Genomic DNA, 25933 nt, shown 5'->3' on the forward strand with positions numbered 1-25933 from the left:
ACAAGGAGATAGAGCGTTTCTGCGACTCCGCTTAAACCGGAAACGCTCTAGCGCATGTCGCCCGAAAGGGCGCTGCGGCTTTGCGGGAGCGGCAAACGTACCCGCGATAGCAATATCTACGGATGGCCGGCATTGCCGGCCATGCCTCCGGTCAGAACGGGTTTTCCGTCAGAAGTCCATTGACGAATTCGAACAGGCCCGGGCGGCGATCTCGGCGCAGGCGCTCGGCCTCGACGATGGCGCGTACCGCCGAGAAGGCGCGGTCGAGATCGTCGTTGAGAACGATATAGTCGTACTCGCGCCAGTGCTCGATTTCTGCACGTGAATTGGCCAGACGCGTGGCGATCACTTCCTCGCTGTCCTCGGCGCGACGATGCAGCCGCGATTGCAGCTCGGCCATCGACGGCGGCAGGATGAAGATCGAGACGACGTCGCCGGCCATCTTCTCCTGAAGCTGCTGTGCGCCCTGCCAGTCGATATCGAAAAGCATGTCGCGGCCTGCAGCCATCGCCGCTTCGACGGCGTCGCGCGGTGTGCCGTAGAAATTGCCGTGAACCTCAGCCCATTCCAGCAGCGAGTCGGTCGCCCGCAATGCTTCGAACTCGCGGATAGACTTGAAGTGATAGTGCCGTCCATCAATTTCGCTCGGACGGCGCTGACGCGTGGTCACGCTTACCGAAATGCTCATATCGGGATCGGCTTCCAGCAGATTGCGCGCGATCGTCGACTTTCCCGCACCCGAGGGTGAGGAAATGACCAGCATCAGCCCGCGGCGGGCGATCTTGATGGGCGAAGGGGTCGCCGGTTTCATGCGTTACTCCAGATTTTGAACCTGTTCGCGGAACTGATCGATCACCACTTTCAACTCGATGCCGGCGGCGGAGACCACTGCCGCATTCGATTTGGAACAGATCGTATTCGATTCGCGGTTAAATTCCTGTGCCAGGAAATCAAGCTTGCGGCCGACCGGCCCGCCTTTCGACAAGAGGTCGCGGGCAGCGACAATATGAGAGCCAAGCCTGTCCAGCTCCTCTCTCAAATCGGCCTTGGTCGCAAGCAGTGCCACTTCGGCATGCAGCCGGTCGCGATCGAGCGAAGAGCCGCTGCCCATCACCAGCGCCACCTGCTGCGCCAGCCTTTCGGCAATTGCCCCCGGGCTGCGCGAGGGATCATTCTCGACTGTTGCCGTCAGTGCTTCGATGCTGCCGACCTGCGCCAGCAGGATCTGACAGAGCGCCCCGCCCTCTTCGGCGCGCATGCTGCGCAGATCGCTGAGAGCAAGCTTGAGGCCCGTCATGATATCGTCGTCGAGGGACGCGCGTTGCGCTTCACTCTCCTCGGGCTCACGGAAGTCGACAATGCCTCGGATCGCCAGCAGCGTGTCGAACTTGAGCGGTGCGGGATCGACGAGGTCTCCGAGCTGTTCGCGCAAGGTCAGGACAGCCGTCAGCGCCGCCTGGTTCACCACCGCTTCGACAGCGCTCTCCGCTCCACTGACGGACAGGCTGATCTGCAGATTGCCTCTTGAGAAAAATTCTGCAGTGAGCCGGCGCACATCCGGCTCGAACCGCTCAAGTCCCTGCGGCAGGCGAAGCCTGACATCGAGGCCCTTGCCGTTGACGGAGCGCAATTCCCAGGCCCAGCGATGCCGGCCGCTGCTGCCTTCTCTCCGGGCAAAGCCGGTCATCGATTGGAGCGGCATCCTCACCTCCGTGGCATTTTCTGGAAAAGCAATAAGGCGACGGCGCGGTATCCCGCAAGGGATATCCGCGCCGTGACAAGTCCGTCCACAATGCAGGCCGTTGTTACTGAGGCTGTGCCGTCGTTGCCGCGTCCTGGGCGGCCTTTGCCGCTTCGGCTGCCTTTTCGGCTTCGACCTTGCGCCAGCGGCGAACATTGGCGTTGTGTTCATCCAATGTCACGGCAAAGACGTGGCCGCCCGTGCCGTCGGCCACGAAGTAGAGTTCCGGTGTGCGCGACGGATTGGCAACGGCTTCAAGTGCGGCGCGGCCCGGGTTGGCGATCGCCGTCGGCGGCAGGCCCTTGATGATATAGGTATTGTAGGGCGTATCCTTATCGAGGTCCGACTTCAGGATCGGCCGGTCCGCCGGTTTCCCGTCACCGCCGAAAATGCCGTAGATGATCGTCGGATCGGACTGAAGGCGCATGCCCTTGTCGAGCCGGTTGATGAAGACCGAGGCAACACGCGGGCGCTCGTCGGCGCGTCCGGTTTCCTTCTCCACGATCGACGCAAGCGTCACGAACTCCTCGACAGTCGAGACCGGGAGGTTCGGATCGCGCTTTTCCCAGATCTGGTCGACAAGCGCCTTCTGGGCAGCCGCCATCTGCTGGACGATTTCGACGCGCTTGGTGCCGCGCGTAAACTTGTAGGTGTCAGGCTTCAGCGAACCTTCGGCAGGCAGCTCCTGCGGCAGGTCGCCGACGAGGACTTCGTCATCGGACAAGCGATGGAACATCTGCTTGACGGTCAGACCTTCCGGCAGCGACACGGAATAGAGAATGGACTTGCCGGATTTCAGGAGCTGCATGATCTCCTGCATCGATGATCCAGCCTTGATCTCGTACTCGCCGGCCTTCAGTGTGTCGTTGTCCAGGTAAGCCTCCGAGACGAACCGGAAGACGCGGCCATCGGTGATGATGTTGCCACGCTCGAGGCCGCTGGCGATCTCGCTGATACCGGCGCCGCTTCTGACGATGAAGTTCTTGTTGGCTTCGAGCGGGCCTGCTTTTTCGTACTGATGCATCGCATAATAGACGGTACCGGCCGCTGCGAGCGCGACGAAGACGATAACGGTCATGACGAAATTCAGGAAGATCACGACCTGGCTGCGCGCCTTGCGCGAACGCTTCGTAGGCGGCTGCGGCGCCTTCTCGGGGCGCAAGGCTTCGCTGGCCGATTTCGGAATGATCGGCCCGTTGTTCCCGGTGTCGCTGCGGCCGAATTGCGCCGCGCCGTTCTCGTTTGAGTCGCTCACGATTGTCCCGAACCCGAAATTCGCATCCTCATTCTAGCTGCCGCGGTGCGAATTTCGGCCTGGACCGTGGCAGGTATAAAACAAAACGTTTGAGCCGCAGCCATCCCCTTGGATTGGCAGTGGAATAAATGGTCTCGGCGCACCCGCCGGTCAACGGCGTTTTCGCTCGAAGACAGCCAGCATGCGCCCGGCAATAGCGATACAACAAACTGTCAGATGTGCCTTGCGCGAACATAGCCGTCAGGCAGCGCCAATCCCTGAAAAGGGCCGACACGTCCTCCTGCTACATGCTTGTAGCGAGCAATGCGGCAAAAGCAGGATCAACGGGCCAGTGACATGCATCGCCCCGTTGATAATTCGGCAATATCAAACGCCGGTGTAGCGGCGCAGAACCAGCGAAGCGTTCGTGCCGCCGAAGCCGAAGGAATTCGACAGCGCGACGTTGATTTCGCGCTGGCGCGCAACATGCGGTACGAGATCGATCTTGGTCTCGACGGAGGGATTGTCGAGGTTCAGCGTCGGCGGTGCGACGCCGTCGCGAATCGCCAGCGCCGAGAAGATCGCTTCCACAGCGCCGGCGGCGCCCAGCAGGTGGCCGATCGCCGATTTGGTCGACGACATGGAGATCTTCGAGGCATGCTCGCCGACCAGCCGCTCGACGGCGCCAAGCTCGATCGTGTCGGCCATCGTCGATGTGCCATGGGCGTTGATGTAGTCGACGTCTGCCGCCGTCAGGCCGGCGCGCTTCAGCGCCATCTGCATGCAGCGGTAGGCACCGTCGCCATCCTCGGACGGCGCGGTAATGTGGTAAGCATCGCCAGAGAGACCGTAGCCGGCGACTTCAGCATAGATCTTGGCGCCGCGCGCCTTGGCGTGTTCCAGCTCTTCAAGGATCACAATGCCGGCACCCTCGCCCATGACGAAGCCGTCGCGGTCGACATCATAGGGACGCGATGCCTTCTGCGGATCATCATTGTGCTGCGTGGATAGCGCCTTGCAGGCGGCAAAGCCGGCCAAAGAGATACGGCAGATCGGCGATTCGGCGCCACCGGCAACCATGACGTCGGCATCGCCGAGCGCGATCAGGCGGCCTGCGTCGCCGATGGCGTGGGCGCCGGTCGAACAGGCGGTGACCACAGAGTGATTGGGACCACGCAGCTTGTGGCGGATCGAGACCTGACCCGAGGCAAGGTTGATCAGACGGCCGGGAATGAAGAAGGGCGAAATGCGCCGAGGCCCCTTGTCGCGCAGCGTATAGCCGCCTTCGACAATGCCTTCGAGACCGCCGATGCCCGAACCGATCAGGACGCCGGTTGCAATCTGGTCTTCGTCGTTTTCGGGCTTCCAGCCGGCATCGGCCAGCGCCATGTCGGCAGCGGCCATCGCATAGACGATGAAGGGGTCAACCTTGCGTTGCTCCTTCGGCTCCATCCAGTCGTCGGCATTGAAGGTGTTGTTCGAGCCATCGCCGAACGGAATGCGGCACGCGATCTTCGCGGGCAGATCTTCGACTTCGAATTCCGTGACCTTGCGCGCAGCATTGTCGCCCGCGATCAGGCGCGCCCAAGTTGCCTCGGTTCCGCAACCCAAGGGAGATACCATGCCGGTACCGGTGATAACGACACGTCTCATAGTCCGCGACCCACCCTGACTGTTCAATTTCAGAGCCGGATCGGACCACGCGTGACGAACCCGATCCGTGCATCCATTTTAAGTTCTTGTAGCAACGATCAGAGGGAAATGCGGGACCGCTTTGCTGATCGAAAACCCGCGCCCAGCGCGAGACAGCCCACTTCCCCTGGGCTGATTACGGGCCGCTGAACGCGGCCCGCCAATGGCTTGATCGCAAAAGATCAGGCCTGAGCTTTTTCGATGAACTTGACGGCGTCGCCGACAGTCAGGATCGAATCCGCGGCATCATCCGGGATTTCGACGCCGAATTCTTCTTCGAATGCCATGACCAGTTCGACGGTGTCGAGCGAGTCCGCGCCGAGGTCATCGATAAAGCTTGCGCCTTCGCTGACCTTTTCGGCGTCGACGCCAAGATGATCAATAACAATTTTCTTTACGCGTTCTGCGATATCGCTCATGTCGGAGTTCCTCGACCTTCGTTTCTCTGGGCGCCTTTCTGGCACCGGTACTCTCAATAAGCCTGATAGACCAAGACGGTCCAACGGGCAATCCATCCAACCAGAACCGCGGCAAACCCAAGGCAGCCAAGGCTGCCGGACACCTGGCGGGGCCGGTCGACTGCTAACAGTCATGGCCCGATTAACACGGTTTAAGTCTGCCGCAAAGTGCGAAAATGCCTGACAATCGCTTGCTCAACATTGAATTTCAGGCATTTGGCCGGTGGTGTGCCGGAGCATTGCAGGCCAAGATCACGCCCGTTTCGCGTGCGTGGCATGCAGGCCCCGGACACCTCGTCAGATCATTGCCATGCCGCCGTTGACGTGTATGGTCTGGCCGGTGACATAGCCTGCCTCGTTCGAAGCGAGATAAACGACGGCAGATGCAATCTCGGCACCGGTGCCCATGCGCCTCATCGGGATCGCTCCCATGATGCCTTCCTTCTGCTTGTCGTTCAGCTTGCCGGTCATGGCGCTCTCGATGAAGCCGGGCGCAACGCAGTTGACCGTGACATTGCGGGTGGCGATTTCCTGGGCGAGCGACTTCGAAAAGCCGATCATGCCGGCCTTCGAGGCGCAGTAGTTGGCCTGGCCGGGATTGCCGGTGACGCCGACGATCGACGTGATGTTGACGATACGGCCGAAGCGGCGGCGCATCATCGGATGGGTCAGCTCGCGGGTCAGGCGGAACACGGCGGTCAGGTTGACCTCCAGAACATTGTCCCAGTCGTCGTCGCTCATACGAACAAAAAGGCCGTCCTTGGTGATGCCGGCATTGTTGACGAGAATGTCGACGCCGCCCAGTTCAGCCTCGGCCTTTTCGCCGAGCGCCTTGACTTCGGCGCGATCGGAAAGATTGGCCGGGAACAGCTGGACACGCTCGCCGAGTTCGTTGGCAAGCGCCTCGAGCTTTTCGACGCGCGTGCCGTGAAGGCCGACGATTGCGCCCTGAGCGTGCAGCATGCGGGCGATTTCTTCGCCGATACCACCGGATGCACCGGTTACAAGAGCCTTACGGCCGGAAAGATCGAACATCGGATTGATTCCTTATAACTGGAGCACTCAGGCCAGAAGCGCCGAGAGCGCGGTGTCGATATCGGCAGGCGTGTTGACAGTAATACCGGTGACTGACTTGTCGATCCGGCGGGCAAGCCCGGTAAGAACCTTGCCGGAGCCCACTTCATAAAGCGTCGTGACGTTGTTGGCGGCGAACCATTCCACCGTCTCGCGCCAGCGAACCTGGCCGGTGACCTGCTCGACGAGAAGGCGCGCAATCTCTTCGGCGTTGCTGACGGGAGCGGCCAGGACGTTGGCGATAACGGGCACGGACGGATTGTGCTTTTCGACCTTGGCAAGCGCTTCACGCATTGCCTCGGCGGCAGGCGCCATCAGGCTCGAATGGAAGGGCGCAGAGACCGGCAGCATCAGCGCGCGCTTGGCGCCTTTTTCGGATGCAAGTGCCGCAGCCTTTTCGACGGCCGCCTTCTCGCCGGAGATCACCAGCTGACCGCCGCCATTGTCGTTGGCGATCTGGCAGGAGCCGAGAGCAGAAGCTTCGCGGCAGATCGCGTCGACGTCCGCATGCTCAAGACCGATGATGGCCGCCATCGCGCCCTTGCCAACGGGCACGGCCGCCTGCATGGCGTTGCCACGGATGCGCAGCAGGCGCGCGGTGTCGGCGATCGAGAAGGTTCCGGCGGCACAGAGCGCCGAATATTCGCCGAGCGAATGTCCGGCCACGAACGAGACTTTGCTCTTCAGATCGAGGCCTTTGGCTTCGAGCACACGGATCACCGCCATCGATACCGCCATCAGCGCCGGCTGGGCGTTCGCCGTCAGCGTCAGCGTTTCCTCGGGGCCGTTCCACATGATCTCGGAGAGTTTTTCGCCGAGCGCGTCGTCGACCTCGGCAAACACTGCCGCTGCTTCCGGAAACGCGTCCGCCAGATCCTTGCCCATGCCGACAGCCTGGCTGCCCTGGCCCGGAAACGTGAATGCAATACTCATGGGATTGTCCCTTCCCTGGTTTTCCTCTCCATTCACATTCCTGACCGGCGAGTCAAGCGCGCGGGCCCGGCTTTGCGGGCTTCAGCCGGCCTTTTGCCCTTGATCTTCGCCAATCAAGGCGTAAGTTTGCCGCGCATCGCCGCCCTGCCCGATCGACCGTCCCCTGGGCTTGCGGCCTTCACCCAATTCTGCCGCGGGCACCCCTTTCCTCCCGGGTCGAGGCTCGCCTTTCACAAGGACCATCACTGCATGCGTTACAACACGCTTGGCCGGACCGGCATCAAGGTTTCCGAAATCTGCCTGGGCACAATGACCTGGGGCTCTCAGAATTCCGAGGCTGAGGCGCACGAACAACTCGACTATGCGTTCGACAAAGGCGTGAACTTCATCGACACCGCCGAACTCTACCCGACGACCCCGCTTTCCGCCAAAACCTACGGCAATACCGAGCGCATCATCGGCGAGTGGCTGGGCAAGCGCGGCCGCCGTGACGACGTCGTTGTCGCCACCAAGGTCGCTGGCTCCGGCCGCCCCTACATCCGCAACGGCGGCCCGATCACCCCTGAGGGCATCGGCGAGGCGGTCGACGCCAGCCTCAAGCGGCTGAAGACCGAATACATCGATCTCTACCAGATCCACTGGCCGAACCGCGGCCACTACCATTTCCGCAACGCCTGGTCTTATGAGCCCGCCAAGCAGAACAAGGCCCATGTGGCCGCCGACCTGAAGGCTATCCTCGAAAAGCTCGGCGACGTGGTGAAGGCAGGCAAGGTACGCGCGATCGGCCTGTCCAACGACACCGCCTGGGGCACGATGAAGCTGATCGACATGGCGGAGCGGCACGGGCTGCCGCGCGTTGCCTCGATCCAGAACGAATACAATCTTCTCTATAGGGCCTACGACCTCGACCTTGCCGAACTCTCACACCACGAGGACGTCGGGCTGCTCGCCTATTCGCCGCTCGCCGCCGGCCTGTTGACCGGCAAGTATCTTGACGGCGCCAGGCCGACTGGGTCGCGCCTTGCGATCAACGGCGATCTCGGCGGTCGCTTCACGCCACACCAGGAACCGGCCGTCGCCGGCTACGTGGCGCTTGCCCGCGAACACGGGATCGACCCGTCGCAACTGGCGATCGCCTTCTGCCTCGCCCGCCCGTTCATGGCGTCCGTCATCATCGGCGCAACCTCGATGGATCAGTTGAAGACGGATCTCGGCGCTGCCGGAATGACGCTGTCGCAGGATGTCATGAACGGCATTCGTCGCCTGCACCGGCTCTATCCGATGCCGATCTGAGCGCGAAACAGCAGATGGCCGTGCCCCAGACGAAAGCGGAATTGCTGAACGCCATCGAGACCGAATTCGCCAAGCTCGAGCGCGAACTCGATGGCATTCCGCCGGCGGGATTCGCCGAACCATCGCTCGATGGACACGCCAAGGGCACGATGATGAGCGTCGGCGACCTCGTCGCCTACCTCACCGGTTGGGGCGAACTGGTGGTCAAATGGATCGAATGGGACGAGCAAGGTCTGCCGGTCGACTTTCCGGAAACGGGGTACAAGTGGAACGAGCTCGGTCGTCTCGCGCAGAAATTCTACGGCGACTACCGAGCGCTCCCGCCTTCGGAACTCCTGTCTCGCCTCGCGGCCAGCAAGGACGCATTGGTCGCACTGATCGAGGCGCGTGACGATCAGACCCTCTACGGACAGGCGTGGTACGGCAAATGGCCGCTCGGCCGGATGATCCAGTTCAACACGTCCTCGCCCTATGCCAATGCGCGAGGTCGTTTGCGCCAGTGGAAGAAGCTCAAGGGAGCCGCTTAAAGGGCAAAGCGTGGCGAAAAGACCGCGCAAGCCTTGCCTTTCGATGAAATATGCGTATAAGCGCGCTGTTCGAAATGCCCGGTCTTCTGGCTGGTGGCTGAACGGAGGGCCGGCTTCCTCGAGGGGAGCCGTTAGGATTGCAAGTCTTTCCGGCCTCCCGTGTCTCCGCTCTCGACCGTCTCGATACAACACTTTCTTGCCGGCTGCCTGTCAGCCAATAAGAACAGTCGTTGAGGCTTAGCCGCCGATGTCCGGGCTGATTAACGCAAGAAAGGTAAGCCACAATGGCTCTTTATGAACACGTATTCCTGGCCCGCCAGGACATCACGCCGCAGCAGGTCGACGGTCTCGTCGAGCAGTACAAGGGCGTGCTCGAAGCAAACGGCGGCAAGGTCGGTCGCGTCGAGAACTGGGGCCTCAAGTCCCTCACCTACCGCATCAAGAAGAACCGCAAGGCTCACTACGTTCTCATGGACATCGATGCTCCGGCAGCGGCCGTTCATGAAATCGAGCGCCAGATGCGCATCAACGAAGACGTCCTGCGCTACATGACGATTGCCGTCGAGAAGCACGAAGAAGGCCCGTCTGCCATGATGCAGAAGCGCGACCGCGACGACCGTCCGCGCCGCGATGGCGACCGTCCGGAGCGTGGCTTCGGTGACCGTGGTCCGCGTCCGGACCGTGGCGACCGCGAAGACCGCCCGCGTCGTCCGCGCGAAGACCGCGCTTAATCAAGAAGCTTTAGGAGATTAAAGACAATGGCTGAAGTTTCTTCCGCTCCGGTTCGCCGCCCGTTCCACCGTCGCCGCAAGACCTGCCCCTTCTCGGGCGCAAACGCTCCGCGGATCGACTACAAGGACATCCGTCTTCTGCAGCGCTACATTTCCGAGCGCGGCAAGATCGTTCCTTCCCGCATCACGGCCGTTTCCCAGAAGAAGCAGCGCGAACTCGCCCAGGCGATCAAGCGCGCCCGCTTCCTCGGCCTGCTGCCCTACGTCGTTTCGTAAGAACGGCTGACGTTCCGTTGGTCGCCTGACTCAACGGAAACCGACTCTAGGGCAAGGCGCTCCCCTTGGGTGATCGCCTTGCCCTCTCCCTTCCGCGTTGGGCGCGGATCGGAACCCGTGTGGAAACACTCGGAAATCCCATGTTGGGGTTGAGCCTTTGGCCATCCCCTAACTGCACGAAGCAGGACAGCGAACGTGAACAAGTTGAACAAGACATCGCTGCTGACCGGCGTTCTCGCCGGCTTTACCGCTGCCCTTCTGTCGATGGGCGCGAATACGCAGTCGTCGCTTGCGATCGTTCTTTATGCCGCTTCGGCGCTTCCCATTCTCATTGCCGGTCTTGGCTGGGGCAATGCGGCCGCCATCACGGCCATCGTCAGCGCCGGCGCTACTGCCGCCGCTCTGGTCTCGCCCTATTTCGCGCTGCTGATTCTCGTCGTGACGCTCATTCCGGCCGGCTGGCTCAGCCATCTCGCCAATCTGGCGCGCCCGGCCACTGAGCTCGGCGGACCTGATGGCGCGCTTGCCTGGTACCCGCTTTCCGACATTCTCAGCCACCTCGCCGGCCTGGTGACCGCGGGCATGATCATCGTCGGCTTCATCGTCGGATATGATTCTGATGTGTCCGACCGTATGGTCGACATCGTCATTCAGGCGGTGAAGGCGCAGGAACCGCTCTACAACCCCGATGCTGCGGCGATCTCCCAGATCAAGTCGATCTTCACGCTGGCGCTGCCGCTCATCCAGGGCGCCGTCTGGGTGGTGATGCTGTTTTCCGCCTATTATGTCGCCACCCGCATCGTGCAGATGTCGGGCCGGTCGCTGCGCCCCCGCGAAGACATTCCGTCGACGCTGCGCATGCACCGCAATGCGATCTTCATCTTTCTCGGCGGCCTTGTCCTGACCTTCTTGGGTGGCGCGCCTGCCACGATCGGCGCGCTGGTCTGCGGAACCTTCGGTGCAGGCTTCCTGCTCGCCGGCTTCGCATCCTTCCATTTCCGCACGCGCGGCAAGTCCTGGCGGCTTCCCGTGCTGTGGATCGCATACCTGTCGGTGCTCGTGTTCACGATCCCGGCAATCTTCTTCCTCCTCACGGGCCTGACCGATACGCGACGCACCATCGCAGTCACCCCGGTGGAAAAAAACTGACCAACGAAAACTGAACTCTGAAAGGAAACGAACATGCAAGTCATTCTTCTCGAACGTATCGCAAAGCTCGGCCAGATGGGCGAAACCGTAAAGGTTCGCGACGGCTTCGCACGCAACTACCTGCTGCCACTCGGCAAGGCACTGCGCGCCAACGCTGCTAACAAGGCCCGTTTCGAATCCGAGCGTTCGACGCTCGAAGCCCGTAACCTCGAGCGCAAGTCGGAAGCCCAGAAGGTTGCCGAGAACCTCGACGGCAAGTCCTTCATCATCGTCCGTTCCGCTGGCGAAACCGGCCAGCTCTACGGTTCGGTTGCCGCTCGCGACGTCATCGAAGTGCTGGCTGCAGAAGGCTTCAACATCGGCCGCAACCAGGTCGACCTGAACCACCCGATCAAGTCGATCGGCCTGCACAACGTCACGCTGCACCTGCATTCGGAAGTCGAAATCGCGGTTGAAGTCAACGTTGCCCGTTCGGCTGAAGAAGCTGAGCGCCAGTCAAAGGGCGAAAGCCTGACCTCGGCCGACGCCATCTACGGCGTTGACGAAGATGCCCTGAAGCCGGAAGACTTCTTCAACCCGGAAGCCGAATTCGAAGGCGAAGAAGAATAAGCCTTACAGGCCATTCTGAATGCGAAAGCCCGGATCCTTGGACCCGGGCTTTTTCTTTGCTGTCGGCTTGACTTCAGCTGTGGGCAAGCTCGGCCACAGGTGCTGCATCCTTGTCCACACGTACGACGACCGACAGGCCGGGCGACAAGAGATCGGCAAGCGGCTGGCCGGGATCGACGGCGATCCGGACGCCCACGCGCTGGGCGACCTTGGTAAAATTGCCGGTGGCGTTGTCCGGGCGGATGATGCTGAACTCGGAGCCGGCGGCAGGCGCAAAGCGCTCGATGTGCCCGGTCAGCGTGTTCCTTTGCAGCGCATCGACCGAAATGGTCACCGGCTGGCCGGCCTTCATGCCGTCGAGCTGCGTTTCCTTGAAATTCGCAAGCACCCAAACATCATGCGGCACGACGGCGAGCAATTGCGAGCCGGCGGTGACATATTGGCCGAGGCGCGCACCGATCTCGCCGAGCTTTCCGTCACGGGGAGCGACGATCCGGGTGTTTTCCAGATCGATCCGGGCCAGTTCGACGGCGGCCTCGGCGCCGGCAACGGCAGCCTGCAGACCGGCACGGGCGCCAAGCGTGGTGGCCAGTGCTTGGCGCGAAACCTCCAGCCCCGCTTCGGCCTGGTTGACGGCGGCCTGTGCCTGTTCGAACGCTGCGCGCGATTGATCGGCTTCGCTGCGTGTCGAGATGCCCTTCTCCGCCAACGGCCGGATTCGGTCCCAAGATGCGCTCGCTCTGTTGAACGCAGCCTTCGCGCTGTCCAGCTGTGCTGCGCTGGCAGCAATACCGGCCTTGGCCGACAGTTCCTGCTGACGCGAATTGGCATGCGATGCCTTCTGGGCGGCAAGTGTCGCCTCTGACTGGGCCAGTTTCTGGGCGTAGATCCGGTCGTCGATCCTGACGAGCAATTGCCCGGCCTTGACCTCCTCGTAGTCGTGCACCGGCACCTCGGCGACATAACCTGACAGTTGCGGGCTCATGACCGTCAGGTAACCCCTGACATAGGCGTTCTCCGTCATCTCGACGGAACTGGGGAACGGCGGCAGTCGCCAGGCATAGAGAACCAGGGCGAGGCCCGAGAGGCCGGCGAGCAAGACGATGATCGTGGTGGGTGAGCGCAAGGATTTCAGCATGGTCGTCAACTCTGTTCGTCAAGAAGAGAAGGCGGGTGCGGGAGGCGCAAGGCGCGCCGCGATCCGCTTGTAAAGGATATGCACCAGCAGACCGGCCAACGCGCAAAGGGCAATGCCGGACGCCAGCAGAAAGGCATCGTTGTAGGCGAGAATGTTGGCCTCGCGGGTAACCTGCTGCCCCAACAACGCCACGCCCTCGCCGTTCAGCAAGGTCCTGTCGCCGATCACCCGGCCATAGCTTGCGGCCAGCTGGCTGAGGCGCTGGGCGATGAGCGGGTTCGACATCACGATCTGCTCGGCCAGCACATTGGAATGGAACTTCTCCCGCAGGGTGACGAAGCTTCCGAAGGTCGCGGTGCCGATCAGGCCACCGATGCTTTGGGTGAACAGGAAGATGACGATGAAGCTGAGAATGTAGCTCGGCCCCTTCATCAGCGCCGCCTTGAAGCCGCTGGCCATGGCCGGCGGCAGGAACAGAGCGGTTCCGGCGGCGATCATGGCCTGGCTGATATACATCTGCTCGGGTCGTGTCAGATTGGTCGCCTGGCTGTCGATATAGGCACCGCCAGCCAGCAGGCTCAGCGCCAGAACATGCACGAACTCGGCGTGGTCAGGATTCATTAGTGCGGCGCACAAAAGGCCGCCGGCGATCGATGCGCCGAGAATGACCCAATAAAGCGTCGCGACCTGCTCGAACTGCAATCCGAGCAGCTGATAGAAGTTTGCCGCGATCGCCGACTGCTCCGAGGCGACAAGGCGAAAGACCAGCAGCACCGCGGTAAAATGCAGGATCTCCCTGGAGGCGAGCCAGCGAACGTCGATCAACGGCAGTTCACGATTGAGTTCGATCAGCACCACGCTGGTCAGCGCCACGATCGCCACAGCCAGGAGCACACCCAGCCACGGCGCTTCGAACCACCAGTAGAGCCGCCCCATGGTCAGCACGATGGCGATACAGCCGAAGCCGACAGCCACCAGCAGGTAGCTCAGAATATCGGTGCGCTGGATCACTTTGGCGTGCGGCACCGGCGTCAGCGGCAGCAGGTAGATGATCGGCAGCGCCATCAGCGCCAGGGCCATCTCGAGCGTATAGAGCCCATGCCATTGGCCGTATTCGATCAGCTTCGGCGAGATCAGCCGGGTGATCGGTGCCGAAATGGTCGTGCAGGTCAGCGCCAGGGCAAGACCGACCGTCAGCTTGCGCGCCGGCAGGAAGGCCTCCAGCATATAGAGGAAACCGAGCGTCGACATGGGGGCCGCCGCGATGCCACTGATGAAGCGAACGACGATCGCCGACTGCAGATCGGAAACAAAGACGTTCATCAGCGAAACGATAACAAAGCCGACAATGCCGATTTCTGCGAACCGGCGCAGTCCGTATTGCGCCCGGATTTTGACGAGCGCGATCGAGAGAGAGACATTCGGCGCCATGTAGGCTGCCGAAAGCCAGGCGGCCTCGATCGAGGTGGCGGAAAGTGATCCCTGCAGCTGGGTAAGATTGGCGAGCGCCAGATTCATGCCGAGGCCCTGGGTGAGGAACAGTAGCGCCGAGCAGACGACGTAGGTCGCGGACCTGGCAACGCTCATCGGCCGTGGCACGGGCATCGTTGCGGTGGCCGTGACTTGCTGTTGTGCTGGCTCGCCAGAGGGCGCCTCCGCCTCGTCGTCGCCAAGGGCTGTCCTGTTGTCGTTTGCTGCGGGCCTTGCGGCGGCACTCATCGATGTCATTCCTTCGCCAGCGATTGAACGTTATCGGCGATGGTGCGCACGACCTTCAGCACCGCCGCGACCTCGTCTTCACCGACGCCCTGCAGCACTTCTGCCCGGATCTCGTCGGCAAGCTTCAGGATCTCGTCGGCGATGGTGCGCCCAAGTTCGGTCATGTGGATCTGCTTGGCCCTGCGATCCGACACCTCGACCCTGCGCTCGATGAAACCCTGCTTTTCCATTCCGTCCAGCAGGCGCACGATCGTCGGCGTCTCGATATCCAGTTCGTCGGCCAGTTCGCGCTGGTTCAAGCCATCCTTCTTGGTTAGCGCAAACAGCGCCCTCGCCCGAGCCAGGGTCAGGCCACGCTCCTTCACCCTGGCATCGAAGACAGCCCGCAGCTTACGATTGACCATCGACAAGGCGTCGAACAGTTCGCGATTGACGATGGGCTGATACATAGTACCTTTTCCATATTAGTAGCATGCTAATTATTCTGCTCCTATCTAATCCATCCCAAGGCAATTTTCAAGACGGCGTTTTGAGAGGGGGCAAACGGCGCTAGAATTGGCGCAGTCGCCGATTGCAGCGATTCGCGGCGTCAACGTCGTTCTTCATGCGGACTTTATTTTTTGCACTTTCGTGATGTCGGCCTGTGGATCAGTCGAACAACGGGCAAATGCGATGGGCCGCGCCACATGGTCTGCGACTGTGGCACTGCTGCACTTGACCCGCAGAGACGCAGACAGCAAACCGGGTGCACACCAGAAGAGGCAGAGACGAACGACCATGAACGACGCAGCGCGAAAGCTCGCCCCTATCGGCAAGGACCAATCGGACCAGCATTACCGCGAGGCGCCGAACAACCTTGAAGCCGAACAGGCGCTGCTCGGCGCGATCCTCGTCAACAATGATGCGTTCTATCGCGTCTCGGACTTCCTGAAGCCGGTCCACCTGTTCGAACCCCTGCATCGCCGCATCTACGAGGTTGCCGGCGACATCATCCGCATGGGCAAGACCGCCAACCCGGTGACGATCAAGACCTTCCTCAAGGCCGACGAAAAGGTCGGCGACCTGACGGTCGCGCAGTATCTTGCCCGCCTTGCCGCCGGCGCCGTCTCGATCATCAACGCCGAAGACTACGGCCGCGCAATCTACGATTTGGCGCTGCGCCGTTCGCTGATCACCATCGGCGAGGACATGGTCAATATCGCCTTTGACGCACCGCTCGACATGCCGCCGCAGGGCCAGATCGAGGACGCGGAACGGCGCCTGTTCGAGCTCGCCGAAACTGGCCGCTACGACGGCGGTTTCCAGTCCTTCAACGATGCGGTCGCGCTTGCCATCGACATGGCCGGCGCGGCGTTCGAGCGCGACGGCAGCCTGTCGGGTATTTCGACGGGCATCCTGTCGCTCGACGCCCGCATGGGCGGCCTGCAGCGCTCGGACTTGATCGTACTTGCGGGACGTCCCGGCATGGGCAAGACCTCGCTTGCCACCAACATCGCCTACAACATTGCCGCCGCCTACGACCCGGAGGTTCAGGCGGACGGTTCGTTCAAGGCCAAGAACGGCGGCGTCGTCGGCTTCTACTCGCTCGAAATGTCGTCCGAACAGCTGGCAACGCGTATCATCTCCGAGCAGACCGAAGTCTCCTCCTCGAAGATCCGCCGCGGCGACATCTCCGAAGCCGACTTCGAAAAGCTCGTCGCCTGCTCGCAGATGATGCAGAAAGTTCCGCTGTTCATCGACCAGACCGGTGGTATCTCGATCGCCCAGCTCTCCGCCCGTGCGCGCCGCCTCAAGCGCCAGCGCGGCCTCGATTGCCTGGTCGTCGACTATATTCAGCTGATGACCGGCTCGGGCAAATCGAGCGACAACCGCGTGCAGGAAATCACCCAGATCACCACCGGCCTGAAGGCACTCGGCAAGGAGCTGAACGTGCCGATCATCGCGCTGTCGCAGCTCTCCCGTCAGGTGGAAAGCCGCGAAGACAAGCGCCCCCAGCTCTCCGACCTTCGCGAATCGGGCTCGATCGAGCAGGACGCCGACGTCGTGCTCTTCGTGTTCCGTGAGGAATACTACGTGAAGAACCTCGAGCCTCGCGACGAATTCGATCCGAAGTACGACGAGTGGAAGATGAAGATGGAACAGGTGAAGGGCACGGCCGACGTGATCATCGCCAAGCAGCGTCACGGACCGACCGGCACCGTCAAGCTCGCCTTCCAGTCGGAATTCACCCGCTTTACCGATCTGGCCGATCCGTCCTTCACCCAATACGAAGAACACTGAGAAAGTCGGGGGGCGTCTTTACGCCCCCAGCAACATTCTGAAGATCGCCACGGTCACGACGCCGGCCGCGACAGCGGCGAGCAACGGCAACCGCATGGCGACGAGTGCCGTTACCACCGTAGCGATCGTTTCCGCCGGCCCGGTGACCAGCGCCGTCGGCGCGATCACCGCCATCAACACGGCCGGCGGGATCGCCTCCAGGGCCCGCTTCTGCGTTTCTCCGATCGTCACAAACCGAATGAGCACCAGGCCGCCGATGCGGGTGGCAATGGTTGCGATTGCCATGGCGACGATGGCCAGAAGCGTGTTCGGATCGACGGTCATGCGTGCACCTCCTGGCTACGGCCGGCAAGAAGCGCGACCGCAACCCCGGCAGCAGCACCAGCGGCGATGTACCAGACACCCGGCAGAAACTGATGCGTCAGCACCGCGGCAGCGGCGCTTGCGGCAAGCACAACCCCGGTCTCACGGCCTTTCCAGAAACCCATCACCAGCACGATGAAAACCGCGGGAAAGGCGAAGTCGAGCCCCGTCACCTTCGGATCGCCAAGGAAGGCCCCCAGCAACGCGCCGGCAAGGCTTGTCGTCACCCAGACGAAGTAGAACGGCACGGCGATTCCCGCGAACCAGGCGGGCGTCAGCCTGCCCTCTTTCGCGCGCATCTCCGCCATTGCCCATATCTCGTCGGCAAGCAGCAGCATCGAGGCGTATTTCGTCGGGCCTGAGAACCCCTGGAGCTTGGCGCCGAGCGACGCGCTCATCAGCACGTGCCTGACATTGACCAGCAAGGCGGAGAAAGCGAGTGCCGCCCAAGAGGCCGGATGCGTCCAGATGTCCATGGCCACGAATTGCGAGCCGCCGGCAAAAACCAGCGCGCTCATCAATGTCACCTCCGCGCCCGAAAGCCCCTTGCCGGCGGCAACTGCGCCGAAGACGAGCCCAATCGGCATGACCGCCACGATGAGCGGCGCCATCGCCATGGCTCCGGCTCGAAAGTCTGGACCGAATCCCGTGTCGCTCAATGTTCATGCCTCCCGATCGATAACGAACGGAGCACACCTAAACCGGCCCGAGCGGGGCGTATTGAACGAAAGTGATCAACCGGCGCGGAAGGCGCCGGGCGTGACGCCGGTTCGAGCCTTGAAGTGTCGGCTGAAATGCGCCTGATCGGCAAACCCGCACTGATAGGCGGTATCGACCGCCGACCAGCCGTGCCGCAGCAGTGTCTTTGCCGCCCGCACGCGCTTGTCAGTCAGGAAGGCATGCGGTGTGATGTGAAACTGGCGCCGGAAGGCGCGGATCAGATGCGCCCGGCTGAGGCCCGCGACCTTGGCCAGCTCCTCCAGGCCGATATCCTGCGCGTAGTTCTCGGTCAGATAGTCGCGCGCCCGCTGGACCGCGGACTGCTCCTTCGTTTCGACCGGCACGATGATCGTGCTGCCGTGCCGCTCGAACATGGTGGCGAGCACGCCGAACATGCGTTCCTCGGCTTCGAGCGCGCCAGTCGCGTGCTCCAGCGCCTTGTGGGCGTGATAGAAGGAGTGGGCCAGATCCGGATCGCACAGCATGCGCTTGGAAAAGGACGGCGTTCCCTTGAACGGCCGCCCGGTGACATCTTCCAGAATGTTCACCAGCAATTCGGTACTCGGATAGACCATGCGATAGCGGTAACCGCTACCACCTGGGTGACCGTCATGGATCTCGTCTGGATTGATGAGATAGAAGTCGCCGGGCCCCGCTTGCGATCGTTCGCCCCTGATCTTGCTGATCTGCGAGCCGGCCTCGATCGCGCCGATGCTGAAGGTGTCGTGCGCGTGCGGCGCAAATTCGTGCGTAATGAAAGTCGCGGTCAGGCATTCCATGCCATCGAACCGGAGGTCCCGCCAGAATCGGGTCCGCTCCGCGCCTTCCAGCGGCATGACATCGATGGCCTGTTCCTGCGAAATCGTGTGCATGTGGCGATCCTAACGTCCGCCACGACCAGCGTCTTGCATAAAAGTGCTCTTCGCCCTCGCCGCCCAACCGAATGCCGCCATCCGACAGGACGGCATTTGCGGGCAAGCGTGGTTGGCTGTATTGGTCCTTCATCGTCCACGCAGAGTGCCAGGCATGCTCAGTCCAGAATTCCTCTCCGCCTCCAACCGGCTCACGATCGACCTCAACGCATTGGCAGACAACTGGCGCTCGATGAATGCCCGCTCGGGCAAGGCCCGTGCCGCTGCGGTGCTGAAGGCGGATGCCTACGGCCTCGGCATCGACGAGGCGGCGCCAGCGCTTTACGCCGCCGGTGCCCGCGATTTCTTCGTCGCCAATGCGGAAGAAGGTGCTGACCTGCGGCCGCTGGTGCCGGAAGGCCGGATCTACATTCTGGCCGGCATGTGGCCCGGCAATGAGGTGCTGTTCTTCGACAATGATCTCGTGCCGGTGATCAACTCGGAGGAGCAGCTTGCCGTTTTCATGGCGGCGCTGTCCGAGCGCGGCGACCACCCTTGCGTGTTGCATGTCGATACCGGCATGAACCGCCTGGGGCTGTCGGTCGAAGAAGCCGTCGCTCTTGCCAACGATCCGGCCCGCCCGGCGAGCTTCTCGCCGGTCCTGATCATGAGCCACCTCGCCTGCGCCGACGATCCGGGCAACCCGCTCAATAGTTATCAGTTGCAACGCTTCCGCGAAGCCTCTGCTGCATTCGAAGGCGTTGATGCCAGCCTGGCAAACTCCGGCGGCGTGTTCCTGGGCGACGACTACCATTTCAACCTGACGCGCCCGGGCATCGCCGTCTATGGCGGCGAAGCGGTCAATGACGTCGCCAATCCGATGAAGCCGGTCGTGACGGCAGAAGCCCGCATCATTCAGGTACGCAACGTCGCCGCCGGCGGGCACGCAAGCTACGGAGCGTCTGCCCGCTTCAACCGCGACAGCCGCATCGCCACCGTCGCCGTCGGTTATGCCGATGGCTATCACCGCTCCGTCTCGGGCGGTGGCGTGACCTTGCGCCAGGCGACGCCTTCGGGCGCCTTCGGCTTTCTGCACGGCGAGAAGGTGCCGCATGTCGGCCGGGTGACGATGGACCTCAGCCTCTTCGACGTCACCGACCTGCCGGAAAACGCGGTGCGCGCCGGCGACTATATCGAGCTGTTCGGCCGGCACGTCGCACTGGACGACGTGGCGCGCGCCGGCGGCACGATCGGCTATGAGATGCTGACCAGCCTCGGCCATCGCTACGACCGCCACTATATCGGCGCGGTCTGAGCCGGCTTTCGCACCGATACTTTACAGTCCGTCGTCGAAAATCACCTTTTGTTCCGCGTTTCGCGGCATTATGTGAAGGCAAAAGTGATTCTCCGATCACCGGCAGTGCCGCCACAGACGGCACGTCGAAAGTCTCCGCACTGTGAAAGTCGTTGCCGATGGCGAAAGCCCGCACACAATTCGTCTGCCAGAACTGCGGCACCATCCATACCCGCTGGGCCGGTAAGTGCGAGGGCTGCGGCGAATGGAACACGATCATCGAGGACGACCCGACAGCCGGCATCGGCGGCGGCCCGTCCCGCGCGCCGAAGAAGGGGCGCCCGGTTGCGCTCACCACGCTATCGGGTGAAATCGAGGACGCCCCGCGCATCCAGACCGGGATATCCGAGCTCGACCGCGCCACCGGCGGCGGCTTCGTTCGCGGCTCTGCCCTCCTCATCGGCGGCGATCCCGGCATCGGTAAATCGACAGTGCTGATGCAGGCGGCAGCGGCCCTTGCGCGCCAGAAACACCGTGTCATCTATGTCTCGGGTGAAGAGGCCGTGGCCCAGGTGCGCCTTCGCGCCCAACGGCTGGGTGCTGCCGACAGCGACGTGCTGCTGGCAGCTGAAACCAACGTCGAGGACATTCTCGCGACGCTTGCCGAGGGCAAGCGCCCCGATCTCGTCATCATCGACTCGATCCAGACACTCTGGAGCGACATCGTCGATTCGGCGCCCGGCACGGTGACCCAGGTGCGGACCGGCGTGCAGGCGATGATCCGCTTTGCCAAGCAGACGGGAACCGCCGTCGTGCTCGTCGGCCACGTCACCAAGGAAGGCCAGATCGCCGGTCCCCGCGTGGTCGAGCACATGGTCGATGCCGTGCTCTATTTCGAAGGCGACCGCGGCCATCACTACCGCATCTTGAGAACAGTGAAGAACCGCTTCGGGCCGACGGACGAGATCGGCGTCTTCGAGATGTCGGACAAGGGTCTGCGCGAGGTCGCCAATCCATCGGAACTGTTCCTCGGCGAGCGCAACGAAAAATCGCCGGGGGCCGCCGTCTTTGCCGGCATGGAGGGAACACGGCCGATCCTGGTTGAGGTGCAGGCGCTGGTGGCGCCGACCTCGCTCGGCACGCCGCGCCGTGCCATCGTCGGCTGGGACTCCGCCCGCCTCTCGATGATCCTTGCGGTGCTTGAAGCCCATTGCGGCGTGCGGCTCGGGCAGCACGACGTCTACCTCAACATCGCCGGCGGCTACCGAATTTCCGAGCCTGCCGCCGACTTGGCTGTGGCTTCCGCACTGGTTTCGTCGCTTGCCGGGCTTGCCCTTCCGGCTGATTGCGTCTATTTCGGCGAAGTCAGCTTGTCGGGCGCCATCCGGCCGGTTGCGCATACCGCTCAACGCCTCAAGGAAGCCGAGAAGCTCGGTTTCTCGCAGGCTGTTCTGCCAGCTGCCTCGACCGAATTGCCGAAGAACGGCAATGGCCGGTGGAGCGAGTTGGAAAGCCTGCCGGATCTGGTGGCGCGCATCGCGGGATCGCGAAACGCCTTGAGACCGGCAGAGGATGCAGATTGAAGGTGCGGGTGCTGCAAGCGGCTCCACGGGACGCCTTCTGAGCAGGCTCATAACAATGCCCTGAACATCAGGCAGGGCCGACGGCGGATAGGCTTGAGGAGACCCGGACGAACCGGGTTCGGAGTAAGGACAAAATGCCCATTACAATTCTCGACGGTATCGTTCTCGGCGTCGCGCTGTTTTCAGCAATCCTGGCAATGGTCCGAGGCTTCTCACGCGAAGTCCTGTCGGTTGCCAGCTGGGTTGGCGCGGCGGCGGCGGCCTACTTCCTCTACCCGCACCTCCTGCCCTATGCCAAGCAGTATACCAGCAGCGACACGGTCGCGCTGATCGGCTCGGCGGCAGTGATCTTCCTGGTTGCGCTGATCATCATTTCCTTCATCACCATGCGCGTCGCCGATTTCATCATCGACAGCCGCATCGGCGCGCTCGACCGCACGCTGGGCTTTCTCTTCGGCGCCGCGCGCGGCATCCTGCTCGTGGTCGTCGCCATGCTGTTCTTCAACTGGCTGGTCGCTCCGCAGCAGCAGCCGGGTTGGGTCACGCAGGCGAAGTCCAAGCCGCTTCTCGACAATCTCGGCAACAAGCTGATCGCGCTTCTGCCCGAGGAAGCCGACGCCACCATCCTCGACCGCCTGCGCGGCAAGGACACGACCGGCGAAGGCGAAGGCGAGACCCCGGCCGGCACGCCCGGACAGGCACCGTCGGGTTCGCCCGACCAGGCGCCCGTTGACGACGCCCCGGCCACCAACGGCTGAGACATGGAAGAACTGCCGACAAAGCCCGCTGCGCGGGCTTTGTCCTTTTGGGAATAACGCTTGTGTCCGTTTTCAGCTAAGATCGCTTGAAGACGGCGGGCCTGATCACGATATGCGCACCGGCACGGAGCAAAGGCGACTGTGATGACCGATCTGAGATCCACGGAAATCCATGACGAACTCGATGGCGATACCCTGCACGAAGAGTGCGGCGTCTTCGGCATCCTGGGGCACCCGGATGCGGCGGCGCTGACGGCGCTCGGCCTGCATGCGCTCCAGCATCGCGGCCAGGAGGCCGCCGGTATCGTCACCTTCGACGGCAAGCAGTTCTGCACCGAAAAGCGCATGGGTCTCGTCGGCGATCACTACACCGATCCCGCAACGCTCGCGAAGCTCCCGGGCTTCATGTCCATCGGCCACACGCGCTACTCGACGACAGGCGAAGTGGCGCTGCGCAACGTCCAGCCGCTCTTTGCCGAGCTGCATGAAGGCGGCATCGCGATTGCCCATAACGGCAACTTCACCAACGGCCTGACGCTGCGCCGCCAGATCATCTCGGACGGCGCCATCTGTCAGTCGACCTCCGACACCGAAGTTGTCCTCCACCTCATCGCCCGCTCCAAGCACGCTTCGACCACCGACCGCTTCGCCGATGCGATCGCGCAGGTCGAGGGCGGCTACTCGATGCTGGCGCTGACACGCACCAAGCTGATCGCCGCCCGCGACCCGCACGGCATCCGCCCGCTCGTCATGGGCGACCTCGACGGCAAGCCGATCTTCTGCTCGGAAACCTGCGCACTCGACATCATCGGCGCCAAGTTCGTGCGCGACGTGGAGAATGGCGAAATCATCATCTGCGAGATCCAGCCCGACGGCTCGATCTCGATCGATTCGCGCAAGCCGCTGGCTCCGCAACCGGAGCGGCTCTGCCTGTTCGAATACGTCTATTTCGCCCGTCCGGATTCGGTCGTCGGCGGCCGCAACGTCTATGTGGCGCGCAAGAACATGGGCCAGAACCTGGCCAAGGAAGCCCCTGTCGAGGCCGATGTCGTCGTCCCGGTTCCCGATGGCGGTACGCCCGCCGCAATCGGCTACGCACAGCAGAGCGGCATTCCCTTCGAGCTCGGCATCATCCGCAACCATTATGTCGGCCGGACCTTCATCGAGCCGACGCAGCAGATCCGCGCCTTCGGCGTCAAGCTGAAGCACTCGGCGAACCGCGCGATGATCGAGGGCAAGCGCGTCGTGCTCGTCGACGATTCGATCGTTCGCGGCACCACCTCGGTCAAGATCGTGCAGATGATCCGCGATGCCGGTGCACGCGAAGTGCATGTGCGTGTTGCCAGCCCGATGATCTTCCATCCGGACTTCTACGGCATCGACACGCCGGACCGCGACAAGCTGCTCGCCAACCAGCATGCCGACCTTGCGTCCATGTGCCGCTTCATTGGCGCGGACTCGCTCGAGTTCCTGTCGATCGACGGCCTCTACGAGGCTGTGGGCGGCATCAAGCGCGATCTCAAGTCGCCGCAGTTCACCGATCACTATTTCACCGGGGACTATCCGACCCGCCTTCTCGACCAGGAAGGCGCCAGCAATGTCCGCAAACTCTCGGTTCTCGCCAGCAACGGATAATCAGACAATAAAATGACGATCAATTTGAAAGACCGGGTCGCCGTCGTCACCGGCGCATCGCGCGGTATCGGCTATTTCACGGCCCTCGAACTCGCCAAGGCTGGCGCCCACGTCGTCGCCTGCGCCCGCACCGTCGGTGGCCTCGAAGAGCTGGATGACGCGATCAAGGCGGTCGGCGGCTCGGCAACGCTCGTTCCGTTCGATCTCGCCGACATGGCTGCGATCGACAAGCTCGGCGGCGCGATCAACGAGCGCTGGGGCAAACTCGACATCATGGTCGCCAATGCCGGCGTGCTCGGCACCATCTCGCCGATCGGCCATGTCGAGGCCAAGGTGTTCGAGAAGGTGATGAACATCAACGTCAATGCCACCTGGCGCCTGATCCGCACGCTCGAGCCGTTGCTCATCAAGTCCGATGCCGGACGTGCGCTCATTCTCTCCTCTAGCGCTGCCCACAAGTGCAAGCCGTTCTGGGGCCCCTACTCTGCCTCCAAGGCCGCCGTCGAAGCGCTCGCCCGCACATGGGCCGGAGAGACACAGCGACTACCGCTGCGCATCCTCAGCGTCGATCCGGGCGCAACCCGCACCGCGATGCGCGCCCAGGCGATGCCCGGTGAAGATCCGGAGACCGTGCCGCACCCCTCCGAGGTCGCGGCGGAGCTTCTGCCACTGGTCGGCCCGGACCAGACCGAGACCGGCAAGCTTTACATCGTTCGCGAAAAGAAGATCGTCGACTACCGCCTGCCGGAGTGACGTCACCACAAAGCCGAGATCAAAAAGGCCACCGTGTTTCCACGGTGGCCTTTTTATTTTGCGCTGACATTCAGCGTTAATGCGCGCCGCGATCTCTACTGCATGTGCAGCAATTCAAAGCGCTACAGCGCCGCGCGTCTAATAAGATGCGCGGCGCTGTAGGATTCGCTTACCGCGCTTTAAGCTCTCGTTTTGCGCATGTTGTTATCGCAAAACCGCCGCGCACTTTTGCGACATGCTTCAGTCGACCTTGTCGCCCGGCAGGCCGTCGCCGCCATGGGCGGGATGGGCGGGCCAGTCGCCGCCATACTTGCGCTGCCACGAGCGCGCGCCGAACGGCAGCGTGATCAGGTAGCCAAGCGCCGTCACCGCCATTGTCTCCCAGGTGTAGGTCATCAGCGTCGCGACATAAAAGACGACGACGAGAATGACCGGCAGGACGAGATCGCGGCGAACGCGGCTGTTTTCCGACTTGCCCGACCAGACCGGCAGACGGCTGACCAGCAGGAAGGCAATCAGCACGGTGTAGCCCGATGCGATCAGCGCGAAGGTGCGCTCAGGTGCCAAGCCCAGCAGGCCGAGATAGACCGGCAGCAGCACCAGCATGGCACCCGCCGGCGCAGGCACGCCGACGAAATACTCCGACTGCCACGCTGCCTTGGACTGGCGCTCGGCCATGACGTTGAAGCGGGCCAATCGCAGGCCGCAGGCGATCGCGTAGATCAACGCCGCAATCCAGCCGATCGAGCGGGCCTGATCCAGGATGAAGACGTAGAGAACGAGCGCCGGCGCCACGCCGAAGTTGATGATATCGGCGAGGGAGTCCATCTGGCCGCCGAAGTTCGACGTCGCCTTCAGCAGGCGCGCGACGCGACCGTCGATACCGTCGAGAAAGGCCGCAAGCAACACCATGGCAACGGCGAGCTCGATGCGGTTTTCGAAGGCGAGCCGAATGCCGGAGAGACCTGCGCAGATCGCCAGCACGGTGATCATGTTCGGGATCATCAGGCGCAGCGGTATCTCGCGCAGTCGAGGGCCGCGACCGGTATCGCTTGAACCGTTCGCCTCGCCCGCGACTTTCGGCGGTTCGGCTGGGTTTTCCTGTTGAGGACCTTCCATAGG

At 62.5% G+C, this 25933-nt stretch carries 26 protein-coding genes; 12 read left to right on the forward strand and 14 right to left on the reverse strand.

Going from position 1 to position 25933, the window contains the following annotated elements:
• Window positions 1-151: 151 nt before the first annotated feature.
• The 7 genes from gmk to fabD all read right to left on the reverse strand — a co-directional run bounded on the left by gmk (window position 152) and on the right by fabD (window position 7132).
• Entirely contained in the window at window positions 152-811 is a 660-nt protein-coding gene (gene gmk, locus ASD00_RS35345; protein WP_025426457.1) for a guanylate kinase, read from the reverse strand.
• A gap of 3 nt (window positions 812-814) precedes the next feature.
• On the reverse strand, window positions 815-1702 hold the full coding sequence (locus tag ASD00_RS35350) for a YicC/YloC family endoribonuclease (protein ID WP_025426456.1): 888 nt from the start codon (window positions 1700-1702) through the stop codon (window positions 815-817).
• A gap of 103 nt (window positions 1703-1805) precedes the next feature.
• On the reverse strand, window positions 1806-2996 hold the full coding sequence (mltG, locus tag ASD00_RS35355) for an endolytic transglycosylase MltG (protein WP_025426455.1): 1191 nt from the start codon (window positions 2994-2996) through the stop codon (window positions 1806-1808).
• Between the two features lie 366 nt (window positions 2997-3362).
• Window positions 3363-4628 (reverse strand): beta-ketoacyl-ACP synthase II, encoded by a 1266-nt coding sequence (gene fabF / locus ASD00_RS35360; protein WP_025426454.1) that lies wholly within the window; start codon window positions 4626-4628, stop codon window positions 3363-3365.
• A 221-nt stretch (window positions 4629-4849) separates the two neighbouring features.
• The gene (locus tag ASD00_RS35365; protein ID WP_003531676.1) at window positions 4850-5086 is read right to left on the reverse strand and encodes an acyl carrier protein; all 237 of its coding nucleotides are present in this window, start codon (window positions 5084-5086) and stop codon (window positions 4850-4852) included.
• Between the two features lie 336 nt (window positions 5087-5422).
• Window positions 5423-6160, reverse strand: a complete 738-nt coding sequence (gene fabG / locus ASD00_RS35370) for a 3-oxoacyl-[acyl-carrier-protein] reductase (protein ID WP_057211450.1) — start codon at window positions 6158-6160, stop codon at window positions 5423-5425.
• 27 nt (window positions 6161-6187) lie between these two features.
• A complete protein-coding gene (gene fabD / locus ASD00_RS35375; RefSeq protein WP_025426452.1) occupies window positions 6188-7132 on the reverse strand; it encodes an ACP S-malonyltransferase in 945 nt (314 codons plus the stop codon).
• A gap of 249 nt (window positions 7133-7381) precedes the next feature.
• Here fabD and ASD00_RS35380 point away from each other — a divergent pair, with 249 nt between their 5' ends.
• The 6 genes from ASD00_RS35380 to rplI all read left to right on the forward strand — a co-directional run bounded on the left by ASD00_RS35380 (window position 7382) and on the right by rplI (window position 11717).
• A complete protein-coding gene (locus ASD00_RS35380) occupies window positions 7382-8425 on the forward strand; it encodes an aldo/keto reductase (protein ID WP_057211451.1) in 1044 nt (347 codons plus the stop codon).
• 14 nt (window positions 8426-8439) lie between these two features.
• The gene (locus ASD00_RS35385; protein WP_025426450.1) at window positions 8440-8952 is read left to right on the forward strand and encodes a ClbS/DfsB family four-helix bundle protein; all 513 of its coding nucleotides are present in this window, start codon (window positions 8440-8442) and stop codon (window positions 8950-8952) included.
• Between the two features lie 284 nt (window positions 8953-9236).
• Window positions 9237-9683 (forward strand): 30S ribosomal protein S6, encoded by a 447-nt coding sequence (gene rpsF / locus ASD00_RS35390; protein WP_025426449.1) that lies wholly within the window; start codon window positions 9237-9239, stop codon window positions 9681-9683.
• A gap of 27 nt (window positions 9684-9710) precedes the next feature.
• Window positions 9711-9959: a 30S ribosomal protein S18 gene (rpsR, locus tag ASD00_RS35395; RefSeq protein WP_025426448.1), complete on the forward strand. Its 249-nt coding sequence runs from the start codon at window positions 9711-9713 to the stop codon at window positions 9957-9959.
• 195 nt (window positions 9960-10154) lie between these two features.
• Window positions 10155-11108 carry a membrane protein gene (locus ASD00_RS35400; RefSeq protein WP_025426447.1) on the forward strand — a complete coding sequence of 318 codons (954 nt, stop codon included), beginning with the start codon at window positions 10155-10157 and terminating at the stop codon, window positions 11106-11108.
• Window positions 11109-11141: 33 nt separating this feature from the next.
• Window positions 11142-11717, forward strand: coding sequence for a 50S ribosomal protein L9 (rplI, locus tag ASD00_RS35405; protein ID WP_025426446.1), 576 nt, complete (start codon window positions 11142-11144; stop codon window positions 11715-11717).
• A gap of 73 nt (window positions 11718-11790) precedes the next feature.
• Here the strand turns inward: rplI and ASD00_RS35410 are convergent, their stop codons facing one another.
• The 3 genes from ASD00_RS35410 to ASD00_RS35420 form a co-directional block, all read right to left on the reverse strand.
• Window positions 11791-12855, reverse strand: coding sequence for an HlyD family secretion protein (locus ASD00_RS35410; RefSeq protein WP_025426445.1), 1065 nt, complete (start codon window positions 12853-12855; stop codon window positions 11791-11793).
• Window positions 12856-12873: 18 nt separating this feature from the next.
• Window positions 12874-14442 carry an MFS transporter gene (locus tag ASD00_RS35415; protein WP_225906190.1) on the reverse strand — a complete coding sequence of 523 codons (1569 nt, stop codon included), beginning with the start codon at window positions 14440-14442 and terminating at the stop codon, window positions 12874-12876.
• Window positions 14443-14579: 137 nt separating this feature from the next.
• On the reverse strand, window positions 14580-15023 hold the full coding sequence (locus ASD00_RS35420; protein ID WP_025426443.1) for a MarR family transcriptional regulator: 444 nt from the start codon (window positions 15021-15023) through the stop codon (window positions 14580-14582).
• Between the two features lie 328 nt (window positions 15024-15351).
• Between ASD00_RS35420 and ASD00_RS35425 the strand changes: the two genes are divergently transcribed.
• Window positions 15352-16854, forward strand: a complete 1503-nt coding sequence (locus tag ASD00_RS35425) for a replicative DNA helicase (protein ID WP_025426442.1) — start codon at window positions 15352-15354, stop codon at window positions 16852-16854.
• An 18-nt stretch (window positions 16855-16872) separates the two neighbouring features.
• Here the strand turns inward: ASD00_RS35425 and ASD00_RS35430 are convergent, their stop codons facing one another.
• From ASD00_RS35430 to ASD00_RS35440, 3 genes are all read right to left on the reverse strand, one after another.
• Window positions 16873-17178 carry an AzlD domain-containing protein gene (locus tag ASD00_RS35430; protein ID WP_025426441.1) on the reverse strand — a complete coding sequence of 102 codons (306 nt, stop codon included), beginning with the start codon at window positions 17176-17178 and terminating at the stop codon, window positions 16873-16875.
• Window positions 17175-17828: an AzlC family ABC transporter permease gene (locus tag ASD00_RS35435; protein WP_051509157.1), complete on the reverse strand. Its 654-nt coding sequence runs from the start codon at window positions 17826-17828 to the stop codon at window positions 17175-17177. Before ASD00_RS35435 ends, ASD00_RS35430 begins: the two co-directional genes overlap by 4 nt.
• A 123-nt stretch (window positions 17829-17951) precedes the next feature.
• Window positions 17952-18809 carry an AraC family transcriptional regulator gene (locus ASD00_RS35440; RefSeq protein WP_025426439.1) on the reverse strand — a complete coding sequence of 286 codons (858 nt, stop codon included), beginning with the start codon at window positions 18807-18809 and terminating at the stop codon, window positions 17952-17954.
• Window positions 18810-18963: 154 nt separating this feature from the next.
• On the opposite strand from ASD00_RS35440, the gene alr reads away from it, so the two are divergent.
• The 5 genes from alr to ASD00_RS35465 all read left to right on the forward strand — a co-directional run bounded on the left by alr (window position 18964) and on the right by ASD00_RS35465 (window position 24811).
• On the forward strand, window positions 18964-20103 hold the full coding sequence (gene alr / locus ASD00_RS35445; protein WP_025426438.1) for an alanine racemase: 1140 nt from the start codon (window positions 18964-18966) through the stop codon (window positions 20101-20103).
• A gap of 158 nt (window positions 20104-20261) precedes the next feature.
• Window positions 20262-21665, forward strand: a complete 1404-nt coding sequence (gene radA / locus ASD00_RS35450) for a DNA repair protein RadA (protein WP_025426437.1) — start codon at window positions 20262-20264, stop codon at window positions 21663-21665.
• 134 nt (window positions 21666-21799) lie between these two features.
• Window positions 21800-22423, forward strand: coding sequence for a CvpA family protein (locus ASD00_RS35455; protein ID WP_025426436.1), 624 nt, complete (start codon window positions 21800-21802; stop codon window positions 22421-22423).
• A gap of 144 nt (window positions 22424-22567) precedes the next feature.
• Window positions 22568-24058, forward strand: a complete 1491-nt coding sequence (gene purF, locus ASD00_RS35460; protein ID WP_025426435.1) for an amidophosphoribosyltransferase — start codon at window positions 22568-22570, stop codon at window positions 24056-24058.
• A 12-nt stretch (window positions 24059-24070) separates the two neighbouring features.
• Window positions 24071-24811, forward strand: a complete 741-nt coding sequence (locus tag ASD00_RS35465) for an SDR family NAD(P)-dependent oxidoreductase (protein WP_025426434.1) — start codon at window positions 24071-24073, stop codon at window positions 24809-24811.
• 240 nt (window positions 24812-25051) lie between these two features.
• On the opposite strand, the gene pssA is transcribed toward ASD00_RS35465, so the two are convergent.
• Window positions 25052-25930 carry a CDP-diacylglycerol--serine O-phosphatidyltransferase gene (gene pssA, locus ASD00_RS35470; protein WP_025426433.1) on the reverse strand — a complete coding sequence of 293 codons (879 nt, stop codon included), beginning with the start codon at window positions 25928-25930 and terminating at the stop codon, window positions 25052-25054.
• Between the last annotated feature and the right edge of the window lie 3 nt (window positions 25931-25933).

This window comes from Ensifer sp. Root31, from assembly GCF_001424825.1.
In the GTDB taxonomy this organism is placed as follows: domain Bacteria; phylum Pseudomonadota; class Alphaproteobacteria; order Rhizobiales; family Rhizobiaceae; genus Ensifer; species Ensifer canadensis.

Bases quoted from the DNA above. Each gene is read 5' to 3' on its own strand.
- gmk (WP_025426457.1), bottom strand. From the start codon at position 811: ATGAAACCGGCGACCCCTTCGCCCATCAAGATCGCCCGCCGCGGGCTG.
- ASD00_RS35350 (WP_025426456.1), bottom strand. From the start codon at position 1,702: ATGCCGCTCCAATCGATGACCGGCTTTGCCCGGAGAGAAGGCAGCAGC.
- fabF (WP_025426454.1), bottom strand. From the start codon at position 4,628: ATGAGACGTGTCGTTATCACCGGTACCGGCATGGTATCTCCCTTGGGT.
- ASD00_RS35365 (WP_003531676.1), bottom strand. From the start codon at position 5,086: ATGAGCGATATCGCAGAACGCGTAAAGAAAATTGTTATTGATCATCTT.
- fabG (WP_057211450.1), bottom strand. From the start codon at position 6,160: ATGTTCGATCTTTCCGGCCGTAAGGCTCTTGTAACCGGTGCATCCGGT.
- fabD (WP_025426452.1), bottom strand. From the start codon at position 7,132: ATGAGTATTGCATTCACGTTTCCGGGCCAGGGCAGCCAGGCTGTCGGC.
- ASD00_RS35380 (WP_057211451.1), top strand. From the start codon at position 7,382: ATGCGTTACAACACGCTTGGCCGGACCGGCATCAAGGTTTCCGAAATC.
- ASD00_RS35385 (WP_025426450.1), top strand. From the start codon at position 8,440: ATGGCCGTGCCCCAGACGAAAGCGGAATTGCTGAACGCCATCGAGACC.
- rpsF (WP_025426449.1), top strand. From the start codon at position 9,237: ATGGCTCTTTATGAACACGTATTCCTGGCCCGCCAGGACATCACGCCG.
- rpsR (WP_025426448.1), top strand. From the start codon at position 9,711: ATGGCTGAAGTTTCTTCCGCTCCGGTTCGCCGCCCGTTCCACCGTCGC.
- rplI (WP_025426446.1), top strand. From the start codon at position 11,142: ATGCAAGTCATTCTTCTCGAACGTATCGCAAAGCTCGGCCAGATGGGC.
- ASD00_RS35410 (WP_025426445.1), bottom strand. From the start codon at position 12,855: ATGCTGAAATCCTTGCGCTCACCCACCACGATCATCGTCTTGCTCGCC.
- ASD00_RS35415 (WP_225906190.1), bottom strand. From the start codon at position 14,442: ATGAGCGTTGCCAGGTCCGCGACCTACGTCGTCTGCTCGGCGCTACTG.
- ASD00_RS35420 (WP_025426443.1), bottom strand. From the start codon at position 15,023: ATGTATCAGCCCATCGTCAATCGCGAACTGTTCGACGCCTTGTCGATG.
- ASD00_RS35425 (WP_025426442.1), top strand. From the start codon at position 15,352: ATGAACGACGCAGCGCGAAAGCTCGCCCCTATCGGCAAGGACCAATCG.
- ASD00_RS35430 (WP_025426441.1), bottom strand. From the start codon at position 17,178: ATGACCGTCGATCCGAACACGCTTCTGGCCATCGTCGCCATGGCAATC.
- ASD00_RS35435 (WP_051509157.1), bottom strand. From the start codon at position 17,828: ATGGCGCCGCTCATCGTGGCGGTCATGCCGATTGGGCTCGTCTTCGGC.
- ASD00_RS35440 (WP_025426439.1), bottom strand. From the start codon at position 18,809: ATGCACACGATTTCGCAGGAACAGGCCATCGATGTCATGCCGCTGGAA.
- alr (WP_025426438.1), top strand. From the start codon at position 18,964: ATGCTCAGTCCAGAATTCCTCTCCGCCTCCAACCGGCTCACGATCGAC.
- radA (WP_025426437.1), top strand. From the start codon at position 20,262: ATGGCGAAAGCCCGCACACAATTCGTCTGCCAGAACTGCGGCACCATC.
- ASD00_RS35455 (WP_025426436.1), top strand. From the start codon at position 21,800: ATGCCCATTACAATTCTCGACGGTATCGTTCTCGGCGTCGCGCTGTTT.
- purF (WP_025426435.1), top strand. From the start codon at position 22,568: ATGACCGATCTGAGATCCACGGAAATCCATGACGAACTCGATGGCGAT.
- ASD00_RS35465 (WP_025426434.1), top strand. From the start codon at position 24,071: ATGACGATCAATTTGAAAGACCGGGTCGCCGTCGTCACCGGCGCATCG.
- pssA (WP_025426433.1), bottom strand. From the start codon at position 25,930: ATGGAAGGTCCTCAACAGGAAAACCCAGCCGAACCGCCGAAAGTCGCG.